Here is a 3170-nt window from a genome sequence, read left to right as displayed (position 1 = left end):
CCTTCGATGTCTATAAAGAAGGCGTGTTAAGCCATGAATCTCCGGAACCTGGCGAAGTGGTGTGGCGGGATGATGCAGGCGTAACCTGTCGGCGCTGGAACTGGCGACAAGGCGTGCGCACGCGTCTCAGCATTGAGCAAGCGCAGATGTGGTTTGTGCTGGAACGTTTGCCGGCGATGCCGCTCGATGCACTGCAACAAGCGGGCGATATGCTGGAGCACGGTATTCTGCAGATGATGCCTGGCGCGACTGTCGAACGCCGTTTGCTTGGCAATATCAGTAGCTAACCGCTATGTTGTCACTCTCGCCCGCCCACCTTTAGGATTCGAAATGCACATCAACCTGCTGGCGCAACAACCTCAGTTATTGGATGCGGTGACGCAAATGCTGCATCGCGAATGGTCGGATTTCCCCAACTGGCGCGATGCGGCGGTGATTCAGCAACGCTTGCAGGCGCGCAATCACGCGGAGGCCAAAACACTGACGCTGGTTGCTACCACATCCGATGGCGAATTGATGGCGACCGCCAGCATTATTCATTACGAACTGGACGATATTGCTGAGCGCGAATTTTGGCTCGGCGAAGTGATTACTGCAGCTGAACATCGCGGTAAAGGGCTGGCGAGTGCTTTGGTGACACGCTTGATTACTGAAGCGCGTCTGCGTGGGATTGCCGCGTTGTGGCTGTATACGCCGGATCAACAAGCGCTCTATCGCCGCTTCGGCTGGCAGGATGTGGAGCAGCGCGTGATGGCTGATGAAGAAGTTACGGTGATGGTTCTTAAAATCGTTTAAGGAGAAACAGATGCTGATGCGTAAAAACTATCCGCAATTGGGTGAAGTCAAAGCGCCTTACGTGCATGCGGTAAAACATAATGAAACCTTGTATGTTTCTGGTCTTACCGCCTTTGGTACGCCAGCGCAGCAAGCCGATATCGCTACGCAAGCAGAAGCCATTTTCCAGCAGTTGCATACCATCGCGGCTGAGGAAAAGAGTTCGCTGGAAAAGTTGATTAAGGTGACGATTTTCATCACCTCATTTGATGAGATCAATGCCTTACGCGCCGTGCTGTTTAAGCATTATGGCGACCATTTGCCCGCCAGTTCGCTGGTACAAATCAGTCAACTTTTCTCGCCGGATTTGAAAATTGAGATCGAGGCGATTATCGCGCTGTAGCCAATGCTTTTAGCGCCGCCAATCCATCGCGTGCGATCCAGGTGCGCAGCGGCGCAAACAGCGGTTGCGGTAGATCTTCCGGTGCAAACCATTGCCAGCCGTGGCATTTTTCAGGCTCCATCAATTGCGGTTCGCCGATAGCATCCTGTGCCACCATCAGCAACGTGATGTAGTGCTTGTTGACCTCGGGAAACACATCGCTAACGAACGCGCCGTTTTGCAGTTCCCCAAGCTGTAAGCCGGTTTCTTCCAGCACTTCACGACGCGCACAGGCTTCCGGCGATTCGCCAAACTCCAGATGCCCGCCCGGCGCAGACCAGTCGCCCGCGCCGTGGCTGCCTTTGCGTTGTCCTAATAACAGCTTCCCGTCGCGGAAAATTAAAACGCCGATTCCCACTTGTGGTGACATTGTTGCTCCTTGTTTTGCCAGGTCGTCATAAATGACGACCCTACGATCCAATGGGTTGATAACCTTGCCATTCTGGGCGGAACGGTTCGCCATTGGCGTCTGGCGTAAGATGGATGTAGAGATCGCCCACCTTCTCCAGCAGCAAACAATCATCCACATCTTTGAGATTGTCTTTGTGTTGGTGATCTGCGCCGGGCAGCAAGTTCGCTAAGCCTTTGGCTTTGGCCTCTTTGACGTTCTCCGCCACAAACAGATCGAACGCATGCAGTTCCGCCAGCGTCGAAGGATGGTAAGCACCGGCATTGACAAAGAAAAGCTTTTTACTGCCTGTTGCCGGTTCTGCCGACAGCGAAATGCGATAACCATCGGCCCAGATCACGCGTGCATAGCCATCGACGTGGATTTTGTCGGCATCGCCAAACCAGGCCTCACGCAATTCAGGCCAGGCATCTTCAGGTCTTTCAGCGGCAACGAACTGGATGTCGTGCACTTCGATGTTGGATTTTCCGGCATTACCGCCAACGTAAAAGATGAACAGGTTCACGTAGTCATTTCCTTTTGTTGAACAAAGAAGAGTGTGCGGAGCGTTATAAAACAACATACATAACGAGACAACCTTTTCATGCCGCAACAATGCCTTTTATCTCTGGGGTTTAAACCGCAGCGCCATCACCATCAGCAGCACAATGCCCACGCTCATCATTACCCACGCGCTATCCAGCGAAGCGGCGCGGTCACGCACGATGCCAGCGATCAGCGGCATTAACGCCGCCAGCAAGTAGCCGCCGCCCTGTACGAAGGAGAGCAATGCGCCCGCTTCTTCCGGCGTAGTTGCGTGATCGAGCGTGACGATCAGCGAAAGGGGAAACAGCGCGCCGATGCCCAATCCCAATAGCAAAGTAGGCAGCCATGCCTGCGCGCCACCCAGCGTTAGCAAACTGATCAAACCCAGCAGAATCAGGGTTAATACCACCAGCAACGGACGGCGACGATCGCGGAAGCGATGGATTAGCGCCGACAGCACAAATCCCGCAGCCACTTCCGTTAGCGTCAGCGCGCCCAGCACGTAGCCGCTCTGCTCCGGTTGCCAGCCGTGCTGCATGTAAAACGGCGGCAGCCACGCCAGCACTAAAGTGTACGCGCCGGTGCCAATACCGAAGAAGATCATTAACAGCCAGGCACGTGTCGAGCGATTGGCGCGTGGAGGTTGATTGCTGTGTATCGGCGCGATACCACGTGAAACCGTCAGCCACAATAACAGCGCGATGATTGCCGGCACGACCGGAATCGCCAGCGTTAACGCTAAACCGTGCGCATTGGCCAACGGAGCGGCGCTGGCGGCGGCAATTGCTGCGCCCGCCATAATCCCGGTGGTGAACAACGCCATTAGCGTGCCCGCTTTCGTACCGAAGTGACGTTTGATCTGCGCTGGCATCAAGGCCTGAATTAAACCTATTCCACTGCCCGCCACCAATGCACTAATAATTAACATGGTGGCGGATTGGTCGAATCCACGCGCGATGCTCGCCAGCGCCAGCAACACCAATCCAACAGCTATACCGCGCACTTCGCCAAGTCGACGCA

5 protein-coding genes and 1 pseudogene are annotated in these 3170 nt (G+C 54.8%); 3 read left to right on the top strand and 3 right to left on the bottom strand.

What is annotated here, in order from left to right:
• From RTY00_RS22485 to RTY00_RS22475, 3 genes and pseudogenes are all read left to right on the top strand, one after another.
• Nucleotides 1-287 (top strand): annotated as a pseudogene (locus tag RTY00_RS22485) (hypothetical protein); the annotation flags it as partial.
• A gap of 43 nt (nucleotides 288-330) precedes the next feature.
• On the top strand, nucleotides 331-795 hold the full coding sequence (locus RTY00_RS22480; protein WP_312666356.1) for a GNAT family N-acetyltransferase: 465 nt from the start codon (nucleotides 331-333) through the stop codon (nucleotides 793-795).
• A gap of 10 nt (nucleotides 796-805) precedes the next feature.
• A complete protein-coding gene (locus tag RTY00_RS22475; RefSeq protein ID WP_312666354.1) occupies nucleotides 806-1177 on the top strand; it encodes a RidA family protein in 372 nt (123 codons plus the stop codon).
• On the opposite strand, the gene RTY00_RS22470 is transcribed toward RTY00_RS22475, so the two are convergent.
• From RTY00_RS22470 to RTY00_RS22460, 3 genes are all read right to left on the bottom strand, one after another.
• Nucleotides 1164-1586, bottom strand: a complete 423-nt coding sequence (locus RTY00_RS22470) for an NUDIX hydrolase (RefSeq protein ID WP_312666352.1) — start codon at nucleotides 1584-1586, stop codon at nucleotides 1164-1166. The two genes, RTY00_RS22475 and RTY00_RS22470, sit on opposite strands and share 14 nt — an antisense overlap.
• Nucleotides 1587-1626: 40 nt before the next feature.
• The gene (locus tag RTY00_RS22465) at nucleotides 1627-2130 is read right to left on the bottom strand and encodes a DUF1543 domain-containing protein (protein WP_312666350.1); all 504 of its coding nucleotides are present in this window, start codon (nucleotides 2128-2130) and stop codon (nucleotides 1627-1629) included.
• Nucleotides 2131-2226: 96 nt separating this feature from the next.
• On the bottom strand, nucleotides 2227-3170 hold a 944-nt coding region (locus tag RTY00_RS22460; RefSeq protein WP_312666348.1), incomplete at its 5' end, for an MFS transporter.

The sequence above is a fragment of the Pantoea sp. CTOTU49201 genome (assembly GCF_032054795.1).
Lineage (GTDB): Bacteria > Pseudomonadota > Gammaproteobacteria > Enterobacterales > Enterobacteriaceae > Pantoea > Pantoea symbiotica.
This window is presented reverse-complemented; position numbering and strand designations above follow the sequence as displayed.

Coding starts and splice junctions, on each gene's coding strand:
- RTY00_RS22480 (WP_312666356.1), top strand. CDS start 331: ATGCACATCAACCTGCTGGCGCAACAACCTCAGTTATTGGATGCGGTG.
- RTY00_RS22470 (WP_312666352.1), bottom strand. CDS start 1,586: ATGTCACCACAAGTGGGAATCGGCGTTTTAATTTTCCGCGACGGGAAG.
- RTY00_RS22475 (WP_312666354.1), top strand. CDS start 806: ATGCTGATGCGTAAAAACTATCCGCAATTGGGTGAAGTCAAAGCGCCT.